Origin of the sequence: Pseudomonas sp. UFMG81 (assembly GCF_015354575.1) — a bacterium.
GTDB lineage: Bacteria > Pseudomonadota > Gammaproteobacteria > Pseudomonadales > Pseudomonadaceae > Aquipseudomonas.
Genome location: NZ_JACAFQ010000033.1, coordinates 1 through 20,491, shown reverse-complemented (window position 1 = coordinate 20,491; position 20,491 = coordinate 1). Strand labels below are relative to the sequence as shown.

The window sequence follows — 20,491 nt, the reverse complement described above, 5'->3', positions numbered from 1 at the left end:
CGAGTGGTCGCGTCACTGGTGACGGTCGGCCACGCCCATGCAGATGGCCATGATCAGTTTCAGCTCCTTCTGTACCGTGCTCGCCGACACCTTCAATTGCTCGGCGATTTCCAGGTAGCTGGCGCCATGCAGGCGGCTCTGGATGAAGATGCGTTGCTGGCGCTCGGTCAGTTGGCCGAGGCTGACGCTCAGGTGCTTGAGCAGCTGCTCGGCATGGGCGGCATCCTCGCTGCTGCCCACGGGCGCGGCGACGTTGTGCAGCACCTGTTCGGGCACGTCGTCCACCAACATGCGGGCTTGCACGCGACGCGCACGCAGGTGGTCCAGGGCAAGGTTGCGCGCGGTCTGGAACACGAACGGCTCGAGGTGTTCGATGGGCCGCTCGCCGAGGGCGCGGGTGACCCGCAGGTAGGTTTCCTGCAACAGGTCCTCGGCGGTGCTGGGGTTGCCGACCATGCGCTGCAAGGTGCGCAGCAGGCTGAGGCGCTGGCTGAGGAAAACGGAGTTGAACCGGGACTGACTCACGGGGAAACCTGGCCACTGTAGGGGTGAATGATAATGCTTATCATCACGTGGTCTGGTCAAGCAGGGAAATGTCATGATCGAGTAAAGATCACTGTTTGTGCGGTCCCTGTAGGAGCGGCCTTGTGCCGCGAAAGGGCCGCAAGGCGGCCCCAGGATCTGTGCATGCCACAAGTTTGCTGGGGCCGCTGTGCGGCCCATTCGCGGCACAAGGCCGCTCCTACAGGCTACTTGGCGTTGAACAACGCCAGGCAGTTGTCCAGCATGCGGTTGGAGAAGCCCCACTCGTTGTCGTACCAGGCCAGTACCTTGAGCATGCGGCCGTTGGCGCGGGTGTGGTTGGCGTCGAAGATCGACGACAGCGGGTTGTGGTTGAAGTCGCACGACACCAGCGGCAAGGCGTTGTAGCCCAGCACCCGGGAATGGCGGCTGGCCTCCAGGAACAGCTGGTTCACTTCATCGGCGCTGGCCTCGCGTTGCAGGTTGACGGTGAGGTCGACCAGCGACACGTTGATCACCGGCACCCGCACGGCCATGCCGGTGAGCTTGCCGGCCAGTTCCGGCAGCACCAGGCCCACGGCTTCGGCGGCGCCGGTCTTGCTGGGGATCATCGACTGGGTGGCCGAGCGGGCGCGGTACGGGTCGCTGTGGTAGACGTCGGTGAGCACCTGGTCGTTGGTATAGGCGTGGATGGTGGTCATCAGCCCCTGTTCGATGCCGAACTCGCGGTGCAGCACCTGGGCGATCGGTGCCAGGCAGTTGGTGGTGCACGAGGCGTTGGAAATGATCTGGTGCGAAGCGCGCAGCACATCGTGGTTGACCCCGTACACCACGGTGGCGTCGGCGCCCTTGGCCGGCGCGCTGACGATCACCTTGCCGGCGCCGGCGGCAAGGTGCGCGGCGGCCTTGGCACGTTCGGTGAACAAGCCGGTGCACTCGAACACCACGTCGATGGCCAGGGCCTTCCACGGCAGCTCGGCGGGGTTGCGGATGGCGCTGACGGCAATGCGGTCGCCATTGACGGTGAGGCTTTCATGGTCGGCGTCGACGGTTGCATCGAAAATGCCGTGGACGCTGTCGAACTTGAGCAGGTGGGCGTTCATCGCGCTGTCGCCCAGGTCGTTGATGGCGACGACCTGCAGGTCCTGGCGGTAGCCGTGCGTGTAGAGTGCGCGCAGGACGTTGCGTCCGATGCGGCCGAATCCGTTGATGGCGATGCGTAGGGTCATGGCGTTACCTCTGGCAGTCGGGTGAAGGCTGTGGCACAAAGAGCACCTTCACTGAAACGGTTTTGTTGTTGGAATAACAAGATTATTCACCGAGAGATAGAAAACAAGCCTTTTTGCTGGCAGTATTTTGTTTAAACATACAACGAGCGGTCAGGTGACCCTCCGTCGAACGTGCCAGGCATCTCTCTGAAGAGCCTAGGCCGCAATCGTTTGGAGGGAAAATGCCCGGTAAAACCGCCCCACCGTTAGCCTGGAGTCCAGTACATGCATCCGCGCATCCTTGAGGTCACCGCACGGCTGATCGAACGCAGCCGCCCTACCCGTGAACGCTACCTTGAGCTGATCCGCGGCGCGGCCAGTGACGGACCCATGCGCGCCAGCCTGCAATGCGCCAACTTCGCCCATGGCGTGGCCGCCTGCGGTGGCGACGACAAGCAGACCCTGCGCCTGATGAACGCCGCCAACGTGGCCATCGTCTCGGCCTACAACGACATGCTTTCGGCGCACCAGCCGTACCAGCACTTCCCCGAACAGATCAAGCAGGCCCTGCGCGAGGTCGGCTCGGTCGGCCAGTTCGCCGGTGGCGTACCGGCCATGTGCGATGGCGTGACCCAGGGCGAGCCCGGCATGGAGCTGGCCATCGCCAGCCGCGAAGTGATCGCCATGTCCACCGCCATTGCCCTGTCGCACAACATGTTCGATGGCGCGCTGATGCTGGGCATCTGCGACAAGATCGTCCCCGGCCTGATGATGGGCGCGCTGCGCTTTGGCCACCTGCCGACCATTTTCGTGCCCGGTGGGCCGATGGTTTCGGGTATCTCCAACAAGGAGAAAGCCGATGTGCGCCAGCGCTATGCCGAGGGCAAGGCCACCCGCGAACAGCTGCTCGAATCGGAGATGAAGAGCTACCACGGCCCGGGCACCTGCACCTTCTACGGCACCGCCAACACCAACCAGCTGGTGATGGAAGTGATGGGCCTGCACCTGCCGGGCGCCTCGTTCGTCAACCCGTACACGCCGCTGCGCGATGCGCTCACCGCCGAGGCGGCGCGCCAGGTCACGCGCATGACCAAGGCCAGCGGCAGCTTCATGCCCATCGGCGAGATCGTCGACGAGAAGGCGCTGGTCAACTCGATCGTCGCCCTGCACGCCACCGGTGGCTCGACCAACCACACCCTGCACATCCCGGCCATCGCCCAGGCCGCCGGCATCCAGCTGACCTGGCAGGACATGGCCGACCTGTCCGAGGTGGTGCCGACGCTGTCCCACGTCTACCCCAACGGCAAAGCCGACATCAACCACTTCCAGGCCTCTGGCGGCATGGCCTTCCTCATCCGCGAGCTGCTCGACGCCGGCCTGCTGCACGAGGACGTCAATACCGTCGCCGGTCACGGCCTGCGCCGCTACACCCAGGAGCCGTTCCTCGAGGACGGCCAACTGGTGTGGCGCGACGGGCCGCGACAGAGCCTCGACGAAAGCATCCTGCGCCCGGTGGCGCGGCCGTTCTCGGCCGAGGGCGGCCTGCGGGTGATGGAGGGCAACCTTGGCCGCGGGGTGATGAAGGTGTCCGCCGTGGCCCCCGAGCACCAGGTGGTGGAAGCCCCGGCGCGGGTGTTCCAGGACCAGCAGTCGCTGGCCGATGCGTTCAAGGCCGGGGAGCTCGAGTGCGACTTCGTCGCCGTGGTGCGCTTCCAGGGCCCGCGCTGCAACGGCATGCCCGAGCTGCACAAGCTGACGCCGTTCCTTGGGGTGTTGCAGGACCGTGGCTTCAAGGTGGCGCTGGTCACCGACGGGCGCATGTCCGGCGCCTCGGGCAAGATCCCGGCGGCCATCCATGTGTGCCCGGAAGCGTTCGACGGTGGCCCGCTGGCGCGGGTGCGCGATGGTGATATCGTGCGCGTCGATGGCGTCGAAGGCACACTGCGGATCATGGTTTCGGCCGAGGAACTGGCCAGCCGTGAGCTGCCCGAACCACCCCAGGGCAACGACCTGGGCTGCGGGCGCGAGCTGTTCGGCTTCATGCGCGTGGCGTTCAGCTCGGCAGAAAAGGGCGCCAGTGCCTTCACCTCTGGCCTGGAGAACCTCAAGTGAAAGACCTGCTGGTTGGCGACATTGGTGGTACCAACGCACGGTTTGCCCTGTGGCGCGACAACCAGCTGCACGCGATCCAGGTGCTGGCGACTGCGGACTACAGCAGTCCCGAGCAGGCGATCGAGGCCTACCTGCGCGAGCAGGGTATCGGCCGTGGCGGCCTGGCGGCGGTGTGTCTGTCGGTGGCAGGCCCTGTGGACGGCGATGAGTTTCGGTTTACCAACAATCACTGGCGACTGAGCCGAAAGGCGTTCTGTCAGACCTTGCAGGTCGAGCGGCTGCAACTGATCAATGATTTCTCCGCCATGGCGCTGGGCATGACCCGCCTGCGTGAAGGCGAGTATCGAGCAGTCTGCGCAGGCCATGCCGACCCTTCGCGCCCAGTGCTGGTGATTGGCCCCGGCACCGGGCTCGGCGTTGGCAGCCTTGTGCGGCACGGCGAGCACTGGCTGGCGCTGCCGGGCGAGGGCGGGCATGTGGACCTGCCGGTGGGCAATGCCCGCGAGGCGGCGATCCACCAGGAGATCCACCGGCAGATCGGCCATGTCAGCGCCGAGACCGTGCTCAGCGGTGGTGGGCTGGTGCGCCTGTACCAGGCCATCTGCGCACTGGATGGCGACACGCCCCGGCACAAGACCCCGGCGCAGATCACCGATGCCGCCCTGGCCAACGAGCCGCGGGCGCTGGCGGTGGTCGAGCAGTTCTGCCGGTTCCTTGGCCGAGTGGCGGGCAACAATGTGCTCACCCTGGGCGCGCGGGGTGGGGTGTATATCGTCGGTGGGGTGATTCCGCGCTTTGCCGAGCTGTTCCTGCGCAGTGGGTTTGCCGCGAGCTTTGCCGACAAGGGCTGCATGAGCGGGTATTTCGCCGGGGTGCCGGTATGGCTGGTGACGGCGGAGTTTTCCGGGTTGCTGGGGGCCGGGGTGGCTTTGCAGCAAGCGTTGGAACAATGATGATCATCGCGGGGCAAGCCCGCTCCCACAGGTAGTTGTGGGAGCGGGGTTGCCCCGCGATTGGCCTTCACAGCAGACACAAAGATCTGCGACCACCAGAGGACGGACCATTGTGACCACTGCCGGCAAATCGATCCTGATGGTCGACGACGACCAGGACATTCGCGAACTGCTGCAAACCTACCTCGGCCGCTGCGGCCTGCGGGTGCATGCCGAGCCCGACGGCCAGGGCTTTCGCCGCGCGCTGGAGGCGAGCACCTACGACCTGGTGATCCTCGATGTGATGCTGCCCGATGAAGATGGCTTCAGCCTGTGCCGTTGGGTGCGTCAACATCCGCGCCAGGCGCGGGTGCCGATCATCATGCTCACCGCCAGCTCCGACGAGGCCGACCGGGTCATCGGCCTGGAGCTGGGCGCCGACGACTACCTCGGCAAACCGTTCAGCCCGCGCGAATTGCAGGCGCGGATCAAGGCCCTGCTGCGCCGTGCCGATTTCGGCCAGGCGGCACCCGCCAGCGCGGTGCTGGCGTTCGATGACTGGCGGCTGGACACGGTCAGCCACCGCCTGTTCCACCGCGACGGTGAAGAGGTGATCCTCTCGGGCGCCGACTTCGCCCTGCTCAAGCTGTTCCTCGATCACCCGCAGCAGATCCTCGACCGTGACACCATCGGCAATGCCACCCGTGGCCGCGAGCCGATGCCGCTGGACCGTATCGTCGACATGGCCGTCAGCCGCCTGCGCCAGCGCCTGCGCGACACCGACAAGCCGCCGCGGCTGATCCGCACCGTACGCGGCAGCGGCTACCTGCTGGCGGCCCATGTCAACCCGGCCTAGGGAGCGCCACTGGCGCCTGCTGCCACGCTCGTTGCTGGGGCGTATGCTGCTGCTCACCCTGGTGGTGGTGGTACTGGCCCAGAGCCTGTCCAGCGTGATCTGGGTCGCGCAGCTGCGTGCCAGCCAGTTGCAGGGCCTGCGCGCCAGCGCCAGCAGCCTGGCGCATTCGATGAGCGCCAGCGTCAGCTACTTCCGTTCGCTGCCGGTGGCCTACCGGCCGATGGTGCTCGACCAACTGCGCAGCATGGGTGGCACACGTTTCTTCGTGTCGCTGAACGTCAAGCCGCTGGACATGCCGGTGCTGCCGGTGACCCCGCGCAAGCAGGCGGTGATCGAGGTGTTCCAGCAGGTGTTGCATGAGCGCCTGGGCCAACAGATGGATATCTCGGTGGAGTTCGTAAGCCCCGACGACCTGCGCATCTTCAACAGCGGCCTGAAGCTCGACGAGCTGCCGCGCTCGTGGGCGCATTATTCGCTGACCCTGGAGCCACTCAATCCGCCGGTACTGGTCACCCAGATCCGCCTGGGCGAGGGGGAATGGCTGTACATCGCTTCGTTGCTGCCCGAGCCTTACACGGGCCTTGAAGCCGAGCGCCTGCCGCGTCAGCAGATCGGTTTCATCGCCCTGACCACGCTGCTGCTGTTGCTGTTCATCGGCTTGCTGGTGCACTGGCAGAGCCGGCCGCTCAAGCGCCTGGCACGGGCGGCGCGGGAGTTGTCGCTGGGCGCCGACGTGGCACCGGTGGCCGAGGGCGGTGGCAGCGAGGTGGTCGAGGTGGGGCGGGCGTTCAACAGCATGCGCGAGCGCATCAGCCGCTACCTCACCGAGCGCTCGCAGCTGTTCAGCGCCATCTCCCATGACCTGCGCACACCGATCACCCGCCTGCGGCTGCGTGTCGAGCTGTTGGAGGATGAGGCCTTGCAGGCCAAGTTCAGCCGTGACCTCGATGAGCTGGAGCTGCTGGTCAAGGGCGCGTTGCAGTGCGTGAAGGACACAGATATTCACGAGAACATCGAGCCGATCGACCTCAACCAGGTGCTGGAGCTGCTGGCCGAACCCTATCTGCGTGACGGCCGCATCACCCTCGAAGGCAGGGCGCTGGCGCCGTATCCGGGCAAGTCGCTGGCGTTGCGCCGTTGTATCGGCAACCTGATCGACAACGCCATCAAGTACGGCGAACGTGCGCAGTTGCGCATCATCGACAGTGCCGAGAGCTTTGTGCTGCAGGTGGACGACCAGGGGCCGGGGGTGCCGGAGCAGCGCCTGGAGCAGGTGTTCGAGCCGCACTTCCGCCTGGCCGGGCAGCAGCAGGGGTATGGGTTAGGCCTCGGGATCGCGCGCAACATCGCCCATAGCCATGGCGGCGAAGTGAGCCTGTTGAACCTGCGCGAAGGGGGCTTGCGGGTGACCCTGTACCTGCCGCGCACACCTGATTGAGATGCTTTCTGTAGGAGCGGCCTTGTGTCGCGAAAGGGCCGCAAAGCGGCCCCGGCAATCTCTGCATTGACGCCGAGATTCTGGGGCCGCTACGCGACCCTTTCGCGACGCAAGGCCGCTCCTACACAAGAGCGATGTCACCAAGCGGTGACAATCGCATTGGCCTTCGTGACATGCCACCCAGGACGGCTGGCTAGAATCGCCTGACAACAACAAGGATGACGCCCATGACCCACCGCTGGCTCGATTCCCCCACTCACCACGCCTGGCTCACCCAGGAGTCGCTGCGCCTGCTCGACTTCGCCAGGGCCGCACGCCTGCCCCAGGGCTTCGGCAACCTCGACGACGACGGCCGCCTGCCGCGTGGCGCCCTCGCCGAAACCATGAACACCGCGCGCATGACCCACAGCTTCGCCCTGGCGCACCTGCAAGGCGTGCCGGGCTGCCTGCACTTGGTCGAGCACGGCGTTGCCGCGCTGCAAGGGCCATTGCGCGATGCCGAGCATGGCGGCTGGTTCGCCCATCCCGAGGGCCAGGGCGGCAGTGGCAAGGCCGCCTACCTGCATGCGTTCGTCGCCCTGGCCGCCAGTTCCGCGGTGATGGCGGGCGTCGCTGCTGCGCCCGCGTTGCTGGGGCAAGCGATCGAGGTCATCCAATCCCGCTTCTGGAGCGAAGAGGAGGGGGCGTTGCGCGAGTCCTTCAGCCGCGACTGGCAGCAGCCCGAGGCCTACCGTGGCGCCAACAGCAACATGCATGGCGTCGAGGCGTTCCTCGCCCTGGCCGACGTGACGGGCAACCCGCTGTGGCTGGAGCGTGCCGTGCGGATGGTCGAACGGTTGATCCTCGGCCAGGCCGCCAACGACGGATTCCGCGTCACCGAGCATTTCGACCCGCACTGGCAAGCGCTGCCGGACTACAACCGTGACAACCCCGCCGATGGCTTTCGCCCATATGGCACCACCCCCGGCCATGCCTTCGAATGGGCGCGCCTGCTGTTGCACCTGGAAGCGGCGCTGCTACGTGCCGAGATGCCCGTGCCAAAGGGGCTGCTGACGGCGGCCAGGGGCCTGTTCGACAGCGCCTGCCGCCATGCCTGGCACGTCGATGGCGCCCCGGGCCTGGTCTACACCCTCGACTGGCGCGACCGCCCGGTGGTGCGCGAGCGCCTGCACTGGGTGCACGCCGAGGCCTGTGCCACCGCCGCCGTGCTGCTGCGACGCACCGGCGAGGCGCAGTACGAGCGCTGGTACCGCTGTTTCTGGGACTTCATCGGCGCGCACTTTATCGACCGCGCTCACGGCAGCTGGCACCACGAACTCGACCCAACCAATCAGCCCAGCGCGCGTATCTGGGGCGGCAAGCCCGATCTCTACCACGCCTACCAGGCCCTGTTGCTGCCGCGCCTGCCGCTGGCACCGAGCGTGGCCTGCGCCCTGGCTTTGTAACCAAACGATGACATTCGCGCATCCGTTCGTTACCTGGTGCCGGGCGCGGGCTCCTTACACTCACCTGCAATGCAAGCGACAGTCTTGCCACGCATAACAACAAGAAAGGTATTCCCCATGCATTCGACGCTTCGTCTCGCCGCCGCGATCTCGCTCGCCTCCCTGTTCTCCCTCAGCGCCCAGGCCGCCGATTCCAAAGGCAGCGTGGAAGTCGTCCATTGGTGGACCTCCGGTGGCGAGAAGGCTGCGGTGGATGTACTCAAGGCCCAGGTCGAGAAAGATGGCTTCACCTGGAAGGACGGCGCCGTGGCCGGTGGCGGTGGCGCCACCGCGATGACCGTGCTCAAGAGCCGCGCCGTGGCCGGCAACCCGCCAGGCGTGGCGCAGATCAAGGGCCCGGACATCCAGGACTGGGCCGCCACCGGCCTGCTCGATCCCGACGTGCTCAAGGACGTCGCCAAGCAAGAGAATTGGGACAGTCTGCTCGACAAGAAGGTCGCCGACACCGTGAAGTACGACGGTGACTACGTGGCCGTGCCGGTGAACATCCACCGCATCAACTGGCTGTGGATCAACCCCGAGGTGTTCAAGAAGGCCGGCATCGACAAGGCGCCGACCACCCTCGACGAATTCTACGCCGCCGCCGACAAGCTCAAGGCCGCCGGCTTCATCCCGCTCGCCCACGGTGGCCAGCCGTGGCAGGACAGCACCGTGTTCGAAAGCGTGGTGCTTTCGGTGATGGGCGTCGACGGCTACAAGAAAGCGCTGGTCGACCTGGACGAAAACGCCCTGACCGGCCCCGAGATGGTCAAGGCACTCACCGAACTGAAGAAAGTCGCCACCTACATGGACCCTGACGGCAAGGGCCAGGACTGGAACCTCGAAGCCGCCAAGGTGATCAACGGCAAGGCCGGCATGCAGATCATGGGCGACTGGGCCAAGAGTGAATGGACCCTGGCGAAGAAGACCGCTGGCAAGGACTACCAGTGCGTGGCGTTCCCCGGCACCGAAAAAGCCTTCCTCTACAACATCGACTCGCTGGTGGTGTTCAAGCAGAAGGACAAGGGCACGGCGGCCGGCCAGCAGGACATCGCCCGCAAGGTGCTGGGCGAGGACTTCCAGAAGGTGTTCAGCACCAACAAAGGCTCGATCCCGGTGCGCAACGACATGCTCGCCGACATGGCCAAGCATGGCTTCGACGCCTGCGCCCAGACCGCCGCCAAGGACTTCCTGGCCGATGCCAAGACCGGCGGCCTGCAACCGAGCATGGCGCACAACATGGCCACCACGCTGGCGGTGCAGGGGGCGTTCTTCGATGTGGTGACCAACTACATCAACGACCCCAAGGCTGAGCCGGCCGATGCGGCGAAGAAGCTGTACGCGGCCGTCAAAGCAGCCAAGTAAGGATCTGACGGACCTATCGCCGGCAAGCCGGCTCCCACAGGAACAGCGATCAGCTGAGGGCACGTATACCTGTGGGAGCTGGCTTGCCAGCGATGAGGCCTGCGCAGGCAACCTCGCATCGGGAATCCAGACCATGACTACTGCAACCGCCCGCCTGCGGGCCTCACCCCTGGACGCGCTCCAGCGCTGGCTACCCAAGCTGGTACTGGCGCCGAGCATGTTCATCGTGCTGGTGGGCTTCTACGGCTACATCCTGTGGACCTTTGTCCTCTCGTTCACCACCTCGACCTTCCTGCCCACCTACAAGTGGGCCGGGCTGGCCCAGTACGCCCGGCTGTTCGACAACGACCGCTGGTGGGTGGCGAGCAAGAACCTGCTGCTGTTCGGTGGCCTGTTCATCGGCATCACCCTGGCCATCGGCGTGTTCCTCGCCGTGCTGCTCGATCAGCGCATCCGCCGCGAGGGCTTCATCCGCACCATCTACCTCTATCCCATGGCACTGTCGATGATCGTCACCGGCACCGCCTGGAAGTGGCTGCTCAACCCCGGCATGGGCCTGGACAAGTTGCTGCGCGACTGGGGCTGGGAGGGTTTTCGCCTGGACTGGCTGATCGACCCCGACCGGGTGGTCTACTGCCTGGTGATCGCTGCGGTGTGGCAGGCCTCGGGCTTCATCATGGCGATGTTCCTCGCCGGGCTGCGCGGTGTCGATCAGTCGATCATCCGCGCCGCCCAGCTCGATGGCGCCAGCCTGCCGCGCATCTACTGGACCGTGGTGCTGCCGAGCCTGCGCCCGGTGTTCTTCAGCTCGCTGATGATCCTTGCGCACATCGCCATCAAGAGTTTCGACCTAGTGGCGGCGATGACCGCGGGCGGCCCGGGCTACTCCTCGGACCTACCGGCGATGTTCATGTACGCGTTCACCTTCAGCCGCGGGCAGATGGGCATGGGCTCGGCCAGCGCGATCCTGATGCTCGGCGCGGTGCTGGCGATCATCGTCCCTTACCTGTATTCGGAGCTACGGGGTAAACGCCATGACTAGCCCTGTCGACAAACCTGCATTGAGCTTCAGCCGTATCGCCATCCATGCCGTGCTGCTGCTCGCCGTGCTGCTGTACCTGGTGCCGCTGGTGGTGATGCTGCTGACCAGCTTCAAGACCCCCGAGGACATCAGCACCGGCAACCTGCTGAGCTGGCCGACGGTGTTCAGCGGCATTGGCTGGGCCAAGGCCTGGGCCACGGTCAACGGCTACTTCGTCAACTCGATCCTGATCACCGTGCCGGCGGTGCTGATCTCCACCACCATCGGCGCGCTCAACGGCTATGTGCTGTCGATGTGGCGCTTCCGTGGCTCGCAGCTGTTCTTCGGCTTGCTGCTGTTCGGTTGCTTCCTGCCGTTCCAGACCGTGCTGCTGCCGGCCTCGTTCACCCTCGGCAAGCTTGGCCTGGCCAGCACCACCAGCGGCCTGGTGCTGGTGCACGTGGTGTATGGCCTGGCCTTCACCACGCTGTTCTTCCGCAACTACTACGTGAGTATCCCCGAGGCGCTGGTCAAGGCTGCGCGCCTGGACGGCGCCGGGTTCTTCACCATCTTCGGGCGGATCATCTTGCCGATGTCGACGCCGATCATCATGGTCTGCCTGATCTGGCAGTTCACCCAGATCTGGAACGACTTCCTGTTTGGGGTGGTGTTCTCCAGTGGCGACTCGCAACCGATCACCGTGGCCCTGAACAACCTGGTCAACACCAGCACCGGGGCCAAGGAATACAACGTCGACATGGCCGCGGCGATGATCGCCGGGCTGCCGACGCTGCTGGTCTACGTGATTGCGGGCAAGTATTTCGTGCGCGGGCTGACCGCCGGCGCGGTCAAGGGGTAAGTCATGGCAACACTCGAACTTCGCAATGTGCACAAGACCTACGGCGCCGGTTTGCCGGACACGCTCAAGGATATCCAGCTGGCGATCAAGGACGGTGAGTTCCTGATCCTGGTCGGTCCCTCGGGCTGCGGCAAGTCCACGCTGATGAACTGCATCGCAGGGCTGGAAAGCATCAGCGGTGGGGCGATCCTGATCGATGACGAGGACGTCAGCGGCATGAGCCCGAAGGATCGCGACATCGCCATGGTGTTCCAGTCCTACGCGCTGTACCCGACCATGAACGTGCGCGACAACATTGCCTTCGGCCTGAAGATCCGCAAGCTGCCCCAGGCGGCCATCGACGAGGAGGTGGCGCGGGTTTCGAAGTTGCTGCAGATCGAGCACCTGCTGAGCCGCAAGCCCGGCCAGCTGTCCGGTGGCCAGCAGCAGCGCGTGGCCATGGGCCGGGCGCTGGCGCGGCGGCCGAAGATCTACCTGTTCGACGAGCCGCTGTCGAACCTCGACGCCAAGCTGCGGGTGGAGATGCGCACCGAGATCAAGCTGATGCACCAGCGCCTGAAGACCACCACGGTGTACGTCACCCACGACCAGATCGAGGCCATGACCCTGGGTGACAAGGTGGCGGTGATGAAGGACGGCATCATCCAGCAGTTCGGCACTCCGCAGCAGATCTACAACGACCCGGCCAACCTGTTCGTCGCCAGTTTCATTGGTTCGCCACCGATGAATTTCATCCCTGTGCGCCTGACCCGCCAGGATGGCCGGGTGCTGGCGCTGCTCGACAGCGGCCAGGCGCGCTGTGAGCTGCCGTTGGGGGTGGACATCGATGTGCTGGAAGGGCGCGAGGTCATCCTTGGCATTCGCCCGGAGCAGATTTCACTGGGGGCAGCCGAGGGCAATGGCCTGCCGGGCATCCGCGCCGAGGTACAGGTGACCGAGCCCACCGGGCCGGACCTGCTGGTGTTCGTCACCCTCAACCAGACCAAGGTCTGCTGCCGCCTGGCCCCCGATGTGGCGTGCCGGGTAGGCGACAGCCTGAACTTGCAGTTCGACCCGGCGCGGGTGCTGCTGTTCGACGCTGCCAGCGGCGAGCGGCTCGACCTGGCCGCTACCGCCGTGAAGGACAACGTGACGCGCTTCAAAGGTCGCTGAACCTGTAGGAGCGGCCTTGTGTCGCGAAAGGGCTGCAGAGCAGCCCCGGCGATGTTGCAGGCTGCTCCGACCCTGGGGCTGCTCCGCAGCCCTTTCGCGACACAAGGCCGCTCCTACAGGCGGCCGCCGTTAAACCGTTCTGTTAATAACAAGAAAAGAGGACGCAAAGGAATGGAACATCGCAATCGCATCAGGACACTGGGCTCATTGGCACTGCTGGCCGTGGTCGGCAGCAGCGGGGCCCAGGCTGCCGAGGCTTTTTCGTCAGAGTCGAAATGGATGACCGGCGATTGGGGCGGTACCCGCACCGAGCTGCTGGACAAGGGCTACGACTTCACCCTCGACTACGTCGGTGAAGTGGCCGGCAACCTGCACGGTGGCTACAACGACGACAAGACTGCCCGCTACAGCGACCAGTTCGCCCTGGGCGCGCACCTGGACCTGGAGAAGATCTTCGGCTGGAAGGACACCGAGTTCAAACTGGCGATCACCGAGCGCAGCGGCCGCAACCTGTCCAACGACCGCATCAGCGACCCGCGCGCCGGGCAGTTCAGCTCGGTGCAGGAAGTCTGGGGCCGCGGCCAGACCTGGCGCCTGACCCAGATGTGGGTCAAGCAGAAGTACTTCGATGGCGCGCTGGACGTCAAAGTCGGCCGCTTCGGCGAGGGCGAGGACTTCAACAGCTTCCCCTGCGACTTCCAGAACCTGGCGTTCTGCGGCTCGCAGGTGGGCAACTGGGTGGGCGGCATCTGGTACAACTGGCCGGTCAGCCAGTGGGCCCTGCGAGTGAAATACAACATCACCCCGGAATTCTTCGTCCAGGTCGGCGCCTACGAGCAGAACCCCTCGAACCTGGAGACCGGCAACGGCTTCAAGCTCAGTGGCAGCGGCACCAAGGGGGCGATCCTGCCGGTGGAAGCGGTGTGGTCGCCCAAGGTCAATGGCCTGCCGGGCGAGTATCGCCTGGGCTACTACTACAGCACCGCCAAGGCCGACGATGTGTATGACGACATCAACGGCAACCCGCAGGCGCTGACCGGCCAGGACTTCAAGTCGCACTCCAGCAAGCATGGCTGGTGGGTGGTGGCCCAACAGCAGGTGACCGCCCATGCCGGCGACGTCAACCGCGGCCTGAGCCTGTTCGCCAACTTCACCGTGCACGACAAGGCCACCAACGTGGTGGACAACTACCAGCAGGTGGGGCTGGTCTACAAGGGCGCCTTCGACGCACGGCCCAAGGATGACATCGGCTTCGGCGTGGCACGCATCCACGTCAACGACGATGTGAAGAAGCGCGCCGAACTGCTCAACGCCCAGTCGGGCATCAATGACTACGACAACCCAGGCTTCGTGCCACTGCAGCGCACCGAGTACAACGCCGAGCTCTACTACGGCTTCCACGTCACCAACTGGCTGACCGTGCGGCCGAACTTGCAATACATCAAGAGCCCGGGCGGGGTGGACGAAGTGGACAACGCGCTGGTCGCGGGGTTGAAGATTCAGTCGTCATTCTGAGAAAAATTGTTGTAAATTTACGCCATCCATTTTGGCCTTCCGCGAACCACTGTTCTGCAGTGGTTCGCGGGAATGGGCTAAGACAGCGCTATCTCGAACAACAAAAGAGCTTGGAACCATGCCTGAACATCCGCTACATCGCTTTTTCACCTCGCAACGGCCCAGGCCAACTTTCGAGTGGGAGCGTTACCAGCAGCGCGATGTGTTGATCATCGACCACCCACGTTGCCAGGCGGTGTTCAGCCGCCAGGGCGGGCAATTGCTGCATTTCCAGCCGACCGGCGAAAAGCCCTGGCTGTGGTGCGCCGAGCAGTGGCCGCAGGTGGGCGCCATTCGTGGCGGGGTGCCGGTGTGCTGGCCCTGGTACGGGCGCCATCCCAGCGAAGACTTGTGGCCGGCCCATGGCTGGGCGCGGCTGCTGGACTGGAAGCTGATGGACAGCCAGGAGGACGAGGAGGGGGTCACGCTCAAGTGGCGCCTGGACCTGTGCGACTGGCAGGTCGACCTGCACGCCCGGCTGGGCGCGAGCATGGAGTTGAGCTTGAGTACCGAGCACCAGGACAGCGAGCCTTGCCAGCTGAGCCATGCGCTGCTGGCCTACTGGCGGATCAGCGACGTGTCAAAGATAGCGCTGTCTGGGCTCGAGGATATCGACGGCTATGATCGCCTCAACCGCCAGGCGTGCCGTGAAGACGGGGCGCTCACCCTCAAGGGCGGTTGCCAGAAGGTCTACCCCGGCACGCCCAGGGTGCAGTTGCAGGACCCGGCCTGGCAGCGCGAGTTGTGCATCGACACCGGCGACAGTGACGACACCGTGGTGTGGCACCCCGGTAATCGCCCGTTGATGGGCGTCAGTGGCCGTGAGTGCCAGGGTTTCGTCTGCGTCGAGGCCGCCAGCGGCAGCGACGAGGGCCTGAGCCTGGCCCCGGGCCAGCGCGCGCACCTGCGGTTGCAGGCGCATCGGCTCAGTTGAGGTCGTCGTCCTCGATCGGGTAACGGCTGGCGTTGAGGCTTTCCTTGATCTTGCGCAGGTGTGGCTGGAAGTCCACGCCGCGGCGCAGGGTCATGCCGGTGGCCAGCACGTCGAGCACGGTCAGCTGGATGATTCGCGAAGTCATCGGCATGTAGATGTCGGTGTCTTCCGGCAGCGGGATGTGCAGGCTCAGGCTGCACGCCTGGGCCAGCGGCGAGCCGGCGGCGGTGAGGCCGAGCACCGAGGCGCCGTTCTCCCGCGCCAGGCGCGCCACCTCGACCAGTTCGCGGGTACGCCCGGTGTAGGAGATGATCACGAACAGATCGCCGGTGTGCGCCACCGAGGCCAGCATGCGTTGCATCAGCACATCGGCGTGGGCCGACACGGCGAGGTTGAAGCGGAAGAACTTGTGCTGGGCATCCAGGGCCACCGGGGCGGAAGCCCCCAGGCCGAAGAAGTGGATCTGCCGGGCCTGGATCATCATGTCCACGGCGCGGCTGACCTGTTGTGGGTCGAGCTGCTGGCAGGCGCTGTCGAGCGAGGCGATGGCGCTGCCGAAGATCTTCTGGGTGTAGGCGGCCGGATCGTCGTCGGCCTCCACCGCGCGGCTGACGTAGGCCGCACCGCTGGCCAGGCTTTGCGCCAGCTGCAACTTGAGCTCGGGGTAGCCGCTGACGCCGAACGAGCGGCAGAAGCGGTTGACGGTCGGTTCGCTGACCGAGGCCGCCTGGGCCAGGGCGGCGATGCTGAAACGGGTGGCCTGTTGTGGGTTGAGCAGGATGACTTCGGCGACTTTGCGTTCGGCCTTGTTCAGCTCGTCCAGGCGGCCCTGGATCTGTTCCAGGAGGTTGCGCACGCGGTCCATGGGGTGTCCTTGGGTCGAAAAGCTGGCGTGTTGCGGTGGCGTGTATCGTACTGTCGGTAGGATTGTCACACCACTCGTCTGTAATAGATGTGGGTAATGTTGTGGTTTTTACTACATTGACCCTTGAAAAGCGGGTTTGAAAGCGGTATTTCTAGCTCAACTTTATAAAAGAACCAACATCATGGCTGCGATCAGTGTCGAACCTTGCACCTTCGCCCTCTTCGGCGCCCTCGGCGACCTGGCCTTGCGCAAGCTGTTCCCCGCGCTTTACCAGCTCGACCGGGCCGACCTGCTGCACCCCAATACCCGCTTGCTGGCCCTGGCCCGCGAGCCGGGCACTGCGCAGGAGCACCTGAACGCCATCGAGGCCCATCTGCGTCGCCACGTCCCCGAGACGGAAATCGACGCGCCATCCCTGGGGCGCTTCCTCGGGCGCCTGAGCTACCTGCACCTGGACTTCGTCGAACCCGAGGGCTATCAAACCCTGGCCGAACAGGCACCGGCCGATCAACCGCTGATCGCCTACTTCGCCACGGCGGCGGCGGTCTATGGCGCCATCTGCGAAAACCTCGACAAGGCCGGCCTGGCGCCGCGCACCCGGGTGGTGCTGGAAAAGCCCATCGGCCACGACCTGGAGTCGTCGCGGCGGGTCAACGACGCCGTGGCGCGTTTCTTCCCCGAGAACCGCGTCTACCGCATCGACCACTATCTCGGTAAAGAGACCGTCCAGAACCTGATCGCCCTGCGGTTCGCCAACAGTCTGTTCGAAACCCAGTGGAACCAGAATTCTATCTCCCACGTGGAGATCACCGTCGCCGAGAAGGTCGGTATCGAAGGCCGCTGGGGCTATTTCGACAAGGCCGGCCAGCTGCGCGACATGATCCAGAACCACTTGCTGCAGTTGCTCTGCCTGATTGCCATGGACCCGCCCAGCGACCTTTCGGCCGACAGTATCCGCGACGAGAAGGTCAAGGTGCTCAAGGCCCTGGCCCCGATCACCGGCGAGGGTTTGAGCACCCGCGTGGTGCGTGGCCAGTACATCGCGGGCTACAGCGACGGCAAGCCGGTGCCGGGCTATCTGGAAGAAGACAACGCCAACGCCCAGAGCGACACCGAAACCTTCGTCGCCCTGCGTGCCGACATCCGCAACTGGCGCTGGTCGGGCGTACCGTTCTACCTGCGCACCGGCAAGCGCATGCCGCAGAAGCTGTCGCAGATCGTCATCCACTTCAAAGAGACACCGCACTACATCTTCGCCCCGGAACAGCGTTTGCAGATCGGCAACAAGCTGATCATCCGCCTGCAACCGGACGAAGGCATCTCGCTGCGGGTGATGACCAAGGAGCAGGGGCTGGACAAAGGCATGCAACTGCGCAGCGGCCCATTGCAGCTGAATTTCTCCGACACCTGGCGCAGTGCGCGGATTCCGGATGCCTACGAGCGTTTGTTGCTCGAAGTGATGCGTGGCAACCAGAACCTGTTCGTGCGCAAGGATGAAATCGAGTACGCCTGGAAGTGGTGCGACCAGCTGATTGCCGGCTGGAAGAGCAGCGGCGATGCGCCCAAACCGTACGCGGCCGGCTCCTGGGGGCCGATGAGCTCGATTGCACTGATCACACGTGATGGGAGGGCCTGGTATGGCGATATCTGAACTGCAACTGCCGGCGAGCGTGAAGGCGCATGCGCTGGCCGATTCGAACACCCTGGCGGCGACCCTGGCCCATGACGTGGCCGAGCGCCTGCGCCAGGCCATCGCCAGCAAGGGCCAGGCCTGCGTGGTGCTGTCCGGCGGGCGCAGCCCGGTGCCGTTCCTTGAGCAACTGGCCGCACAGGCGCTGGACTGGTCGAAGGTGACCGTGAGCCTGGCCGACGAACGCTGGGTGCCAGTGGAGCATGCCGACAGCAACGCCGGCCTGCTGGCCCGCCACCTGCTCAAGGGCGCGGCGGCCAAGGCACGCCTCATCGGCCTCTACCAGGGCGCCGCCAATCTGGAGGCCGCCGCCGAGCAGGCCGACCAGGTGCTCGCCGACCTGCCGCCGATCGATGTGCTGGTGCTGGGCATGGGCGACGATGGCCACACCGCCTCGCTGTTCCCGGCCAGCCCCAACCTGCGCCAGGGCTTGGCCAAGGTGGGTGAGCGCCGCTGCCTGCCGATGCTTGCCCCCAGCGTGCCGTACCAACGCCTGAGCATGACCCGCGCCCTGCTGGGCAGCGCCGCGTTTACCGCCCTGTCCGTGCAAGGCGCGAGCAAACTCGCTACCCTGCGCGCCGCGTTGGCGGGCGACGACCTTTCCGAAATGCCGATTCGCGCCTTTCTTCACGACCCCCTGAGCATCTACTGGTGCCCATGAGCCAAGGATCCATTGTCATGACCACCCTCGAACGCCCACAGCCTTTGCTCTCGATGGCCGAGAAAGCCGCACGCATCGATGCGATCTGCGACAAGGCGCGCATCTTGCCGGTGATCACTATCGCCCGTGAGGAAGATATCCTGCCCCTGGCCGATGCCCTGGCCGCTGGTGGCATCCGTACCCTGGAAGTGACCCTGCGTTCGCAGCACGGCCTGAAGGCCATCCAGGTGCTGCGCGAGCAGCGGCCGGAGCTGTGTGTCGGTGCCGGCACGGTGCTCGACCGGGGCATGTTTGCCGCCGTCGAGGCTGCTGGTGCGCAGTTTGTCGTTACGCCGGGGATTACCCAGGACATTCTCGAAGCGGGTGTGGAGAGTGACATTCCACTGCTGCCTGGGATCAGCACGCCGTCGGAGATCATGATGGGGTACGCGCTTGGTTACCGGCGCTTCAAGCTGTTCCCGGCGGAGATCAGTGGCGGTGTGGCGGCGATCAAGGCCTTTGCCGGGCCGTTCGGCGATATTCGTTTCTGCCCGACTGGGGGGGTCAACCCGGCTAACGTGCGTAACTACATGGCCTTGCCTAATGTGATGTGCGTGGGGGGGACCTGGATGCTCGACAGTAGCTGGATCAAGAACGGCGACTGGGCGCGGATCGAGGCGTGCAGTGCTGAGGCGATGGCGCTGTTGGACTGACCTGTTTCGTTGTGTGTTACACGGCTTGTGGGGCGCTTGGTCGGCGCCCCTTTTTTTATGTACTTGCGGTGCGGAGTTGGTGCGATTCAGTGTCGAGGTTAGTTGGTTAGTTGGTTAGTTGGTTAGTTGGTTAGTTGGTTTTTGAAGTTGTAAGCATATCTATTTACGAGGGTGACGCTTATTCACCTTTCCGCCCTTACGGCGGGTCACTTTTTGAAGCATCAAAAAGTAACCAAAAAATGCTCGCTCCATTCATACGGCCCCTGCGCTGCGCTCCGGGGTTCCCTCACTCCGGTCTTGCTCCCGGGAGTACGCACCGAAGGGCCATCCATGGCCCATCGGTGCTCGACGGGCATCCTTGCCCGTCGCCTCCCTCCGCAAGCCCTCCGATCGGCCTCCTGAAGTCGCGAAGTTAGGGGCGGCGCCTGTATTGGCGCAGCTGTCGCTAGTTGATTGCTTTGTTGAACTTCAAATTGCAATCGCTGGCAAGTCGCAGCGACGAACCGCAGCTCCCACAGGTACTGTGCTGAACTCGAAATTTTCGCGGTCACTGTGGGAGCCGGCTTGCCGGCGATGAGGCCATTACAAACAACACATCAATAGCAATTAAACACTCGCTGCTCTTGCTCTTGCTCTTGCTTCTAAGCGCGCGATAGTCCAGTCACCGCCAAACGCGACTTCAGGAGGCCGAACGTAGGACTTGCGGAGCGGGGCGATGGGCATGGATGCCCATCGAGCACNGATGGGCCATGGATGGCCCTTCGGTGCGTCCACGCGGGAGCAAGGCCGGAGTGAGGGAACCCCGAAGCGNAGCGTAGGGGCCGGATGATGGGAGCAGGCGGTTTTGCTGGGCCTGTCCCGTGACAACGGACGCCAAAAAGCTGGNTATTTAGCCTTCTGCCTTAAGCTCTTGGCATATTCGTTCGGAGAACGGTAGCCAAGGGCGGAGTGCAGCCGACAGCTGTTGTAAAAACCATGAACATAGCTGGCGATGGCTAGTTGAGCATGTCGTTTACTGGGATATGCACTGAATGCTTCTTCCCTTTTCAGCGTAGCGAAGAAGCTCTCAGCCACTGCGTTGTCCCAGCAGTTTCCCTTTCGGCTCATGCTTTGCGTGAAGTCTTTCCTGGCCAGTACCGATTGGAA

Annotated in this window: 18 protein-coding genes; 14 read left to right on the top strand and 4 right to left on the bottom strand. The window is 64.6% G+C overall.

The window, feature by feature from the left end; all coding sequences use genetic code 11:
* Nucleotides 1-12 precede the first annotated feature (12 nt).
* Both IX761_RS20845 and gap read right to left on the bottom strand, forming a co-directional pair.
* Nucleotides 13-525 (bottom strand): RNA polymerase sigma factor, encoded by a 513-nt coding sequence (locus IX761_RS20845; protein ID WP_194791399.1) that lies wholly within the window; start codon nt 523-525, stop codon nt 13-15.
* A gap of 224 nt (nt 526-749) precedes the next feature.
* A complete protein-coding gene (gene gap / locus IX761_RS20840) occupies nt 750-1,751 on the bottom strand; it encodes a type I glyceraldehyde-3-phosphate dehydrogenase (protein ID WP_194791398.1) in 1,002 nt (333 codons plus the stop codon).
* Between the two features lie 264 nt (nt 1,752-2,015).
* Between gap and edd the strand changes: the two genes are divergently transcribed.
* The 11 genes from edd (at nt 2,016) to IX761_RS20785 (ending at nt 15,437) form a co-directional block, all read left to right on the top strand.
* A complete protein-coding gene (gene edd / locus IX761_RS20835; RefSeq protein WP_194791397.1) occupies nt 2,016-3,842 on the top strand; it encodes a phosphogluconate dehydratase in 1,827 nt (608 codons plus the stop codon).
* Nucleotides 3,839-4,795, top strand: coding sequence for a glucokinase (locus IX761_RS20830; protein ID WP_194791396.1), 957 nt, complete (start codon nt 3,839-3,841; stop codon nt 4,793-4,795). The genes edd and IX761_RS20830 overlap by 4 nt, the downstream gene beginning before the upstream one ends.
* A 139-nt stretch (nt 4,796-4,934) precedes the next feature.
* Nucleotides 4,935-5,630 carry a response regulator transcription factor gene (locus IX761_RS20825; RefSeq protein WP_228533800.1) on the top strand — a complete coding sequence of 232 codons (696 nt, stop codon included), beginning with the start codon at nt 4,935-4,937 and terminating at the stop codon, nt 5,628-5,630.
* Nucleotides 5,614-7,068: an ATP-binding protein gene (locus IX761_RS20820; protein ID WP_194791394.1), complete on the top strand. Its 1,455-nt coding sequence runs from the start codon at nt 5,614-5,616 to the stop codon at nt 7,066-7,068. Before IX761_RS20825 ends, IX761_RS20820 begins: the two co-directional genes overlap by 17 nt.
* A gap of 218 nt (nt 7,069-7,286) precedes the next feature.
* Nucleotides 7,287-8,513, top strand: coding sequence for an AGE family epimerase/isomerase (locus IX761_RS20815; RefSeq protein ID WP_194791393.1), 1,227 nt, complete (start codon nt 7,287-7,289; stop codon nt 8,511-8,513).
* Between the two features lie 117 nt (nt 8,514-8,630).
* Nucleotides 8,631-9,917: an ABC transporter substrate-binding protein gene (locus IX761_RS20810; protein WP_194791392.1), complete on the top strand. Its 1,287-nt coding sequence runs from the start codon at nt 8,631-8,633 to the stop codon at nt 9,915-9,917.
* A 133-nt stretch (nt 9,918-10,050) separates the two neighbouring features.
* Entirely contained in the window at nt 10,051-10,959 is a 909-nt protein-coding gene (locus IX761_RS20805) for a carbohydrate ABC transporter permease (protein ID WP_194791391.1), read from the top strand.
* On the top strand, nt 10,952-11,797 hold the full coding sequence (locus IX761_RS20800; RefSeq protein WP_194791390.1) for a carbohydrate ABC transporter permease: 846 nt from the start codon (nt 10,952-10,954) through the stop codon (nt 11,795-11,797). Before IX761_RS20805 ends, IX761_RS20800 begins: the two co-directional genes overlap by 8 nt.
* 3 nt (nt 11,798-11,800) lie before the next feature.
* The gene (locus tag IX761_RS20795) at nt 11,801-12,949 is read left to right on the top strand and encodes an ABC transporter ATP-binding protein (protein WP_194791389.1); all 1,149 of its coding nucleotides are present in this window, start codon (nt 11,801-11,803) and stop codon (nt 12,947-12,949) included.
* A gap of 171 nt (nt 12,950-13,120) precedes the next feature.
* The gene (locus IX761_RS20790; protein ID WP_194791388.1) at nt 13,121-14,464 is read left to right on the top strand and encodes a carbohydrate porin; all 1,344 of its coding nucleotides are present in this window, start codon (nt 13,121-13,123) and stop codon (nt 14,462-14,464) included.
* A 118-nt stretch (nt 14,465-14,582) separates the two neighbouring features.
* A complete protein-coding gene (locus IX761_RS20785) occupies nt 14,583-15,437 on the top strand; it encodes a D-hexose-6-phosphate mutarotase (protein ID WP_194791387.1) in 855 nt (284 codons plus the stop codon).
* Here IX761_RS20785 and hexR read toward each other — a convergent pair.
* Nucleotides 15,430-16,293 (bottom strand): DNA-binding transcriptional regulator HexR, encoded by an 864-nt coding sequence (hexR, locus tag IX761_RS20780; RefSeq protein ID WP_194791430.1) that lies wholly within the window; start codon nt 16,291-16,293, stop codon nt 15,430-15,432. The two genes, IX761_RS20785 and hexR, sit on opposite strands and share 8 nt — an antisense overlap.
* Nucleotides 16,294-16,483: 190 nt before the next feature.
* Between hexR and zwf the strand changes: the two genes are divergently transcribed.
* The 3 genes from zwf to IX761_RS20765 are packed head-to-tail and all read left to right on the top strand — an operon-like array spanning nt 16,484 to nt 19,345.
* On the top strand, nt 16,484-17,953 hold the full coding sequence (gene zwf / locus IX761_RS20775; protein ID WP_194791386.1) for a glucose-6-phosphate dehydrogenase: 1,470 nt from the start codon (nt 16,484-16,486) through the stop codon (nt 17,951-17,953).
* The gene (gene pgl / locus IX761_RS20770; RefSeq protein ID WP_194791385.1) at nt 17,940-18,653 is read left to right on the top strand and encodes a 6-phosphogluconolactonase; all 714 of its coding nucleotides are present in this window, start codon (nt 17,940-17,942) and stop codon (nt 18,651-18,653) included. The genes zwf and pgl overlap by 14 nt, the downstream gene beginning before the upstream one ends.
* A gap of 17 nt (nt 18,654-18,670) precedes the next feature.
* Nucleotides 18,671-19,345 (top strand): bifunctional 4-hydroxy-2-oxoglutarate aldolase/2-dehydro-3-deoxy-phosphogluconate aldolase, encoded by a 675-nt coding sequence (locus IX761_RS20765; protein WP_194791384.1) that lies wholly within the window; start codon nt 18,671-18,673, stop codon nt 19,343-19,345.
* Nucleotides 19,346-19,951: 606 nt separating this feature from the next.
* On the opposite strand, the gene IX761_RS20760 is transcribed toward IX761_RS20765, so the two are convergent.
* Entirely contained in the window at nt 19,952-20,452 is a 501-nt protein-coding gene (locus IX761_RS20760) for an integrase core domain-containing protein (protein WP_416366807.1), read from the bottom strand.
* Nucleotides 20,453-20,491: the final 39 nt, after the last annotated feature.

Coding starts and splice junctions, on each gene's coding strand:
- gap (WP_194791398.1), bottom strand. CDS start 1,751: ATGACCCTACGCATCGCCATCAACGGATTCGGCCGCATCGGACGCAAC.
- edd (WP_194791397.1), top strand. CDS start 2,016: ATGCATCCGCGCATCCTTGAGGTCACCGCACGGCTGATCGAACGCAGC.
- IX761_RS20825 (WP_228533800.1), top strand. CDS start 4,935: ATGGTCGACGACGACCAGGACATTCGCGAACTGCTGCAAACCTACCTC.
- IX761_RS20820 (WP_194791394.1), top strand. CDS start 5,614: ATGTCAACCCGGCCTAGGGAGCGCCACTGGCGCCTGCTGCCACGCTCG.
- IX761_RS20815 (WP_194791393.1), top strand. CDS start 7,287: ATGACGCCCATGACCCACCGCTGGCTCGATTCCCCCACTCACCACGCC.
- IX761_RS20810 (WP_194791392.1), top strand. CDS start 8,631: ATGCATTCGACGCTTCGTCTCGCCGCCGCGATCTCGCTCGCCTCCCTG.
- IX761_RS20805 (WP_194791391.1), top strand. CDS start 10,051: ATGACTACTGCAACCGCCCGCCTGCGGGCCTCACCCCTGGACGCGCTC.
- IX761_RS20800 (WP_194791390.1), top strand. CDS start 10,952: ATGACTAGCCCTGTCGACAAACCTGCATTGAGCTTCAGCCGTATCGCC.
- IX761_RS20795 (WP_194791389.1), top strand. CDS start 11,801: ATGGCAACACTCGAACTTCGCAATGTGCACAAGACCTACGGCGCCGGT.
- IX761_RS20790 (WP_194791388.1), top strand. CDS start 13,121: ATGGAACATCGCAATCGCATCAGGACACTGGGCTCATTGGCACTGCTG.
- IX761_RS20785 (WP_194791387.1), top strand. CDS start 14,583: ATGCCTGAACATCCGCTACATCGCTTTTTCACCTCGCAACGGCCCAGG.
- zwf (WP_194791386.1), top strand. CDS start 16,484: ATGGCTGCGATCAGTGTCGAACCTTGCACCTTCGCCCTCTTCGGCGCC.
- pgl (WP_194791385.1), top strand. CDS start 17,940: ATGGCGATATCTGAACTGCAACTGCCGGCGAGCGTGAAGGCGCATGCG.
- IX761_RS20765 (WP_194791384.1), top strand. CDS start 18,671: ATGACCACCCTCGAACGCCCACAGCCTTTGCTCTCGATGGCCGAGAAA.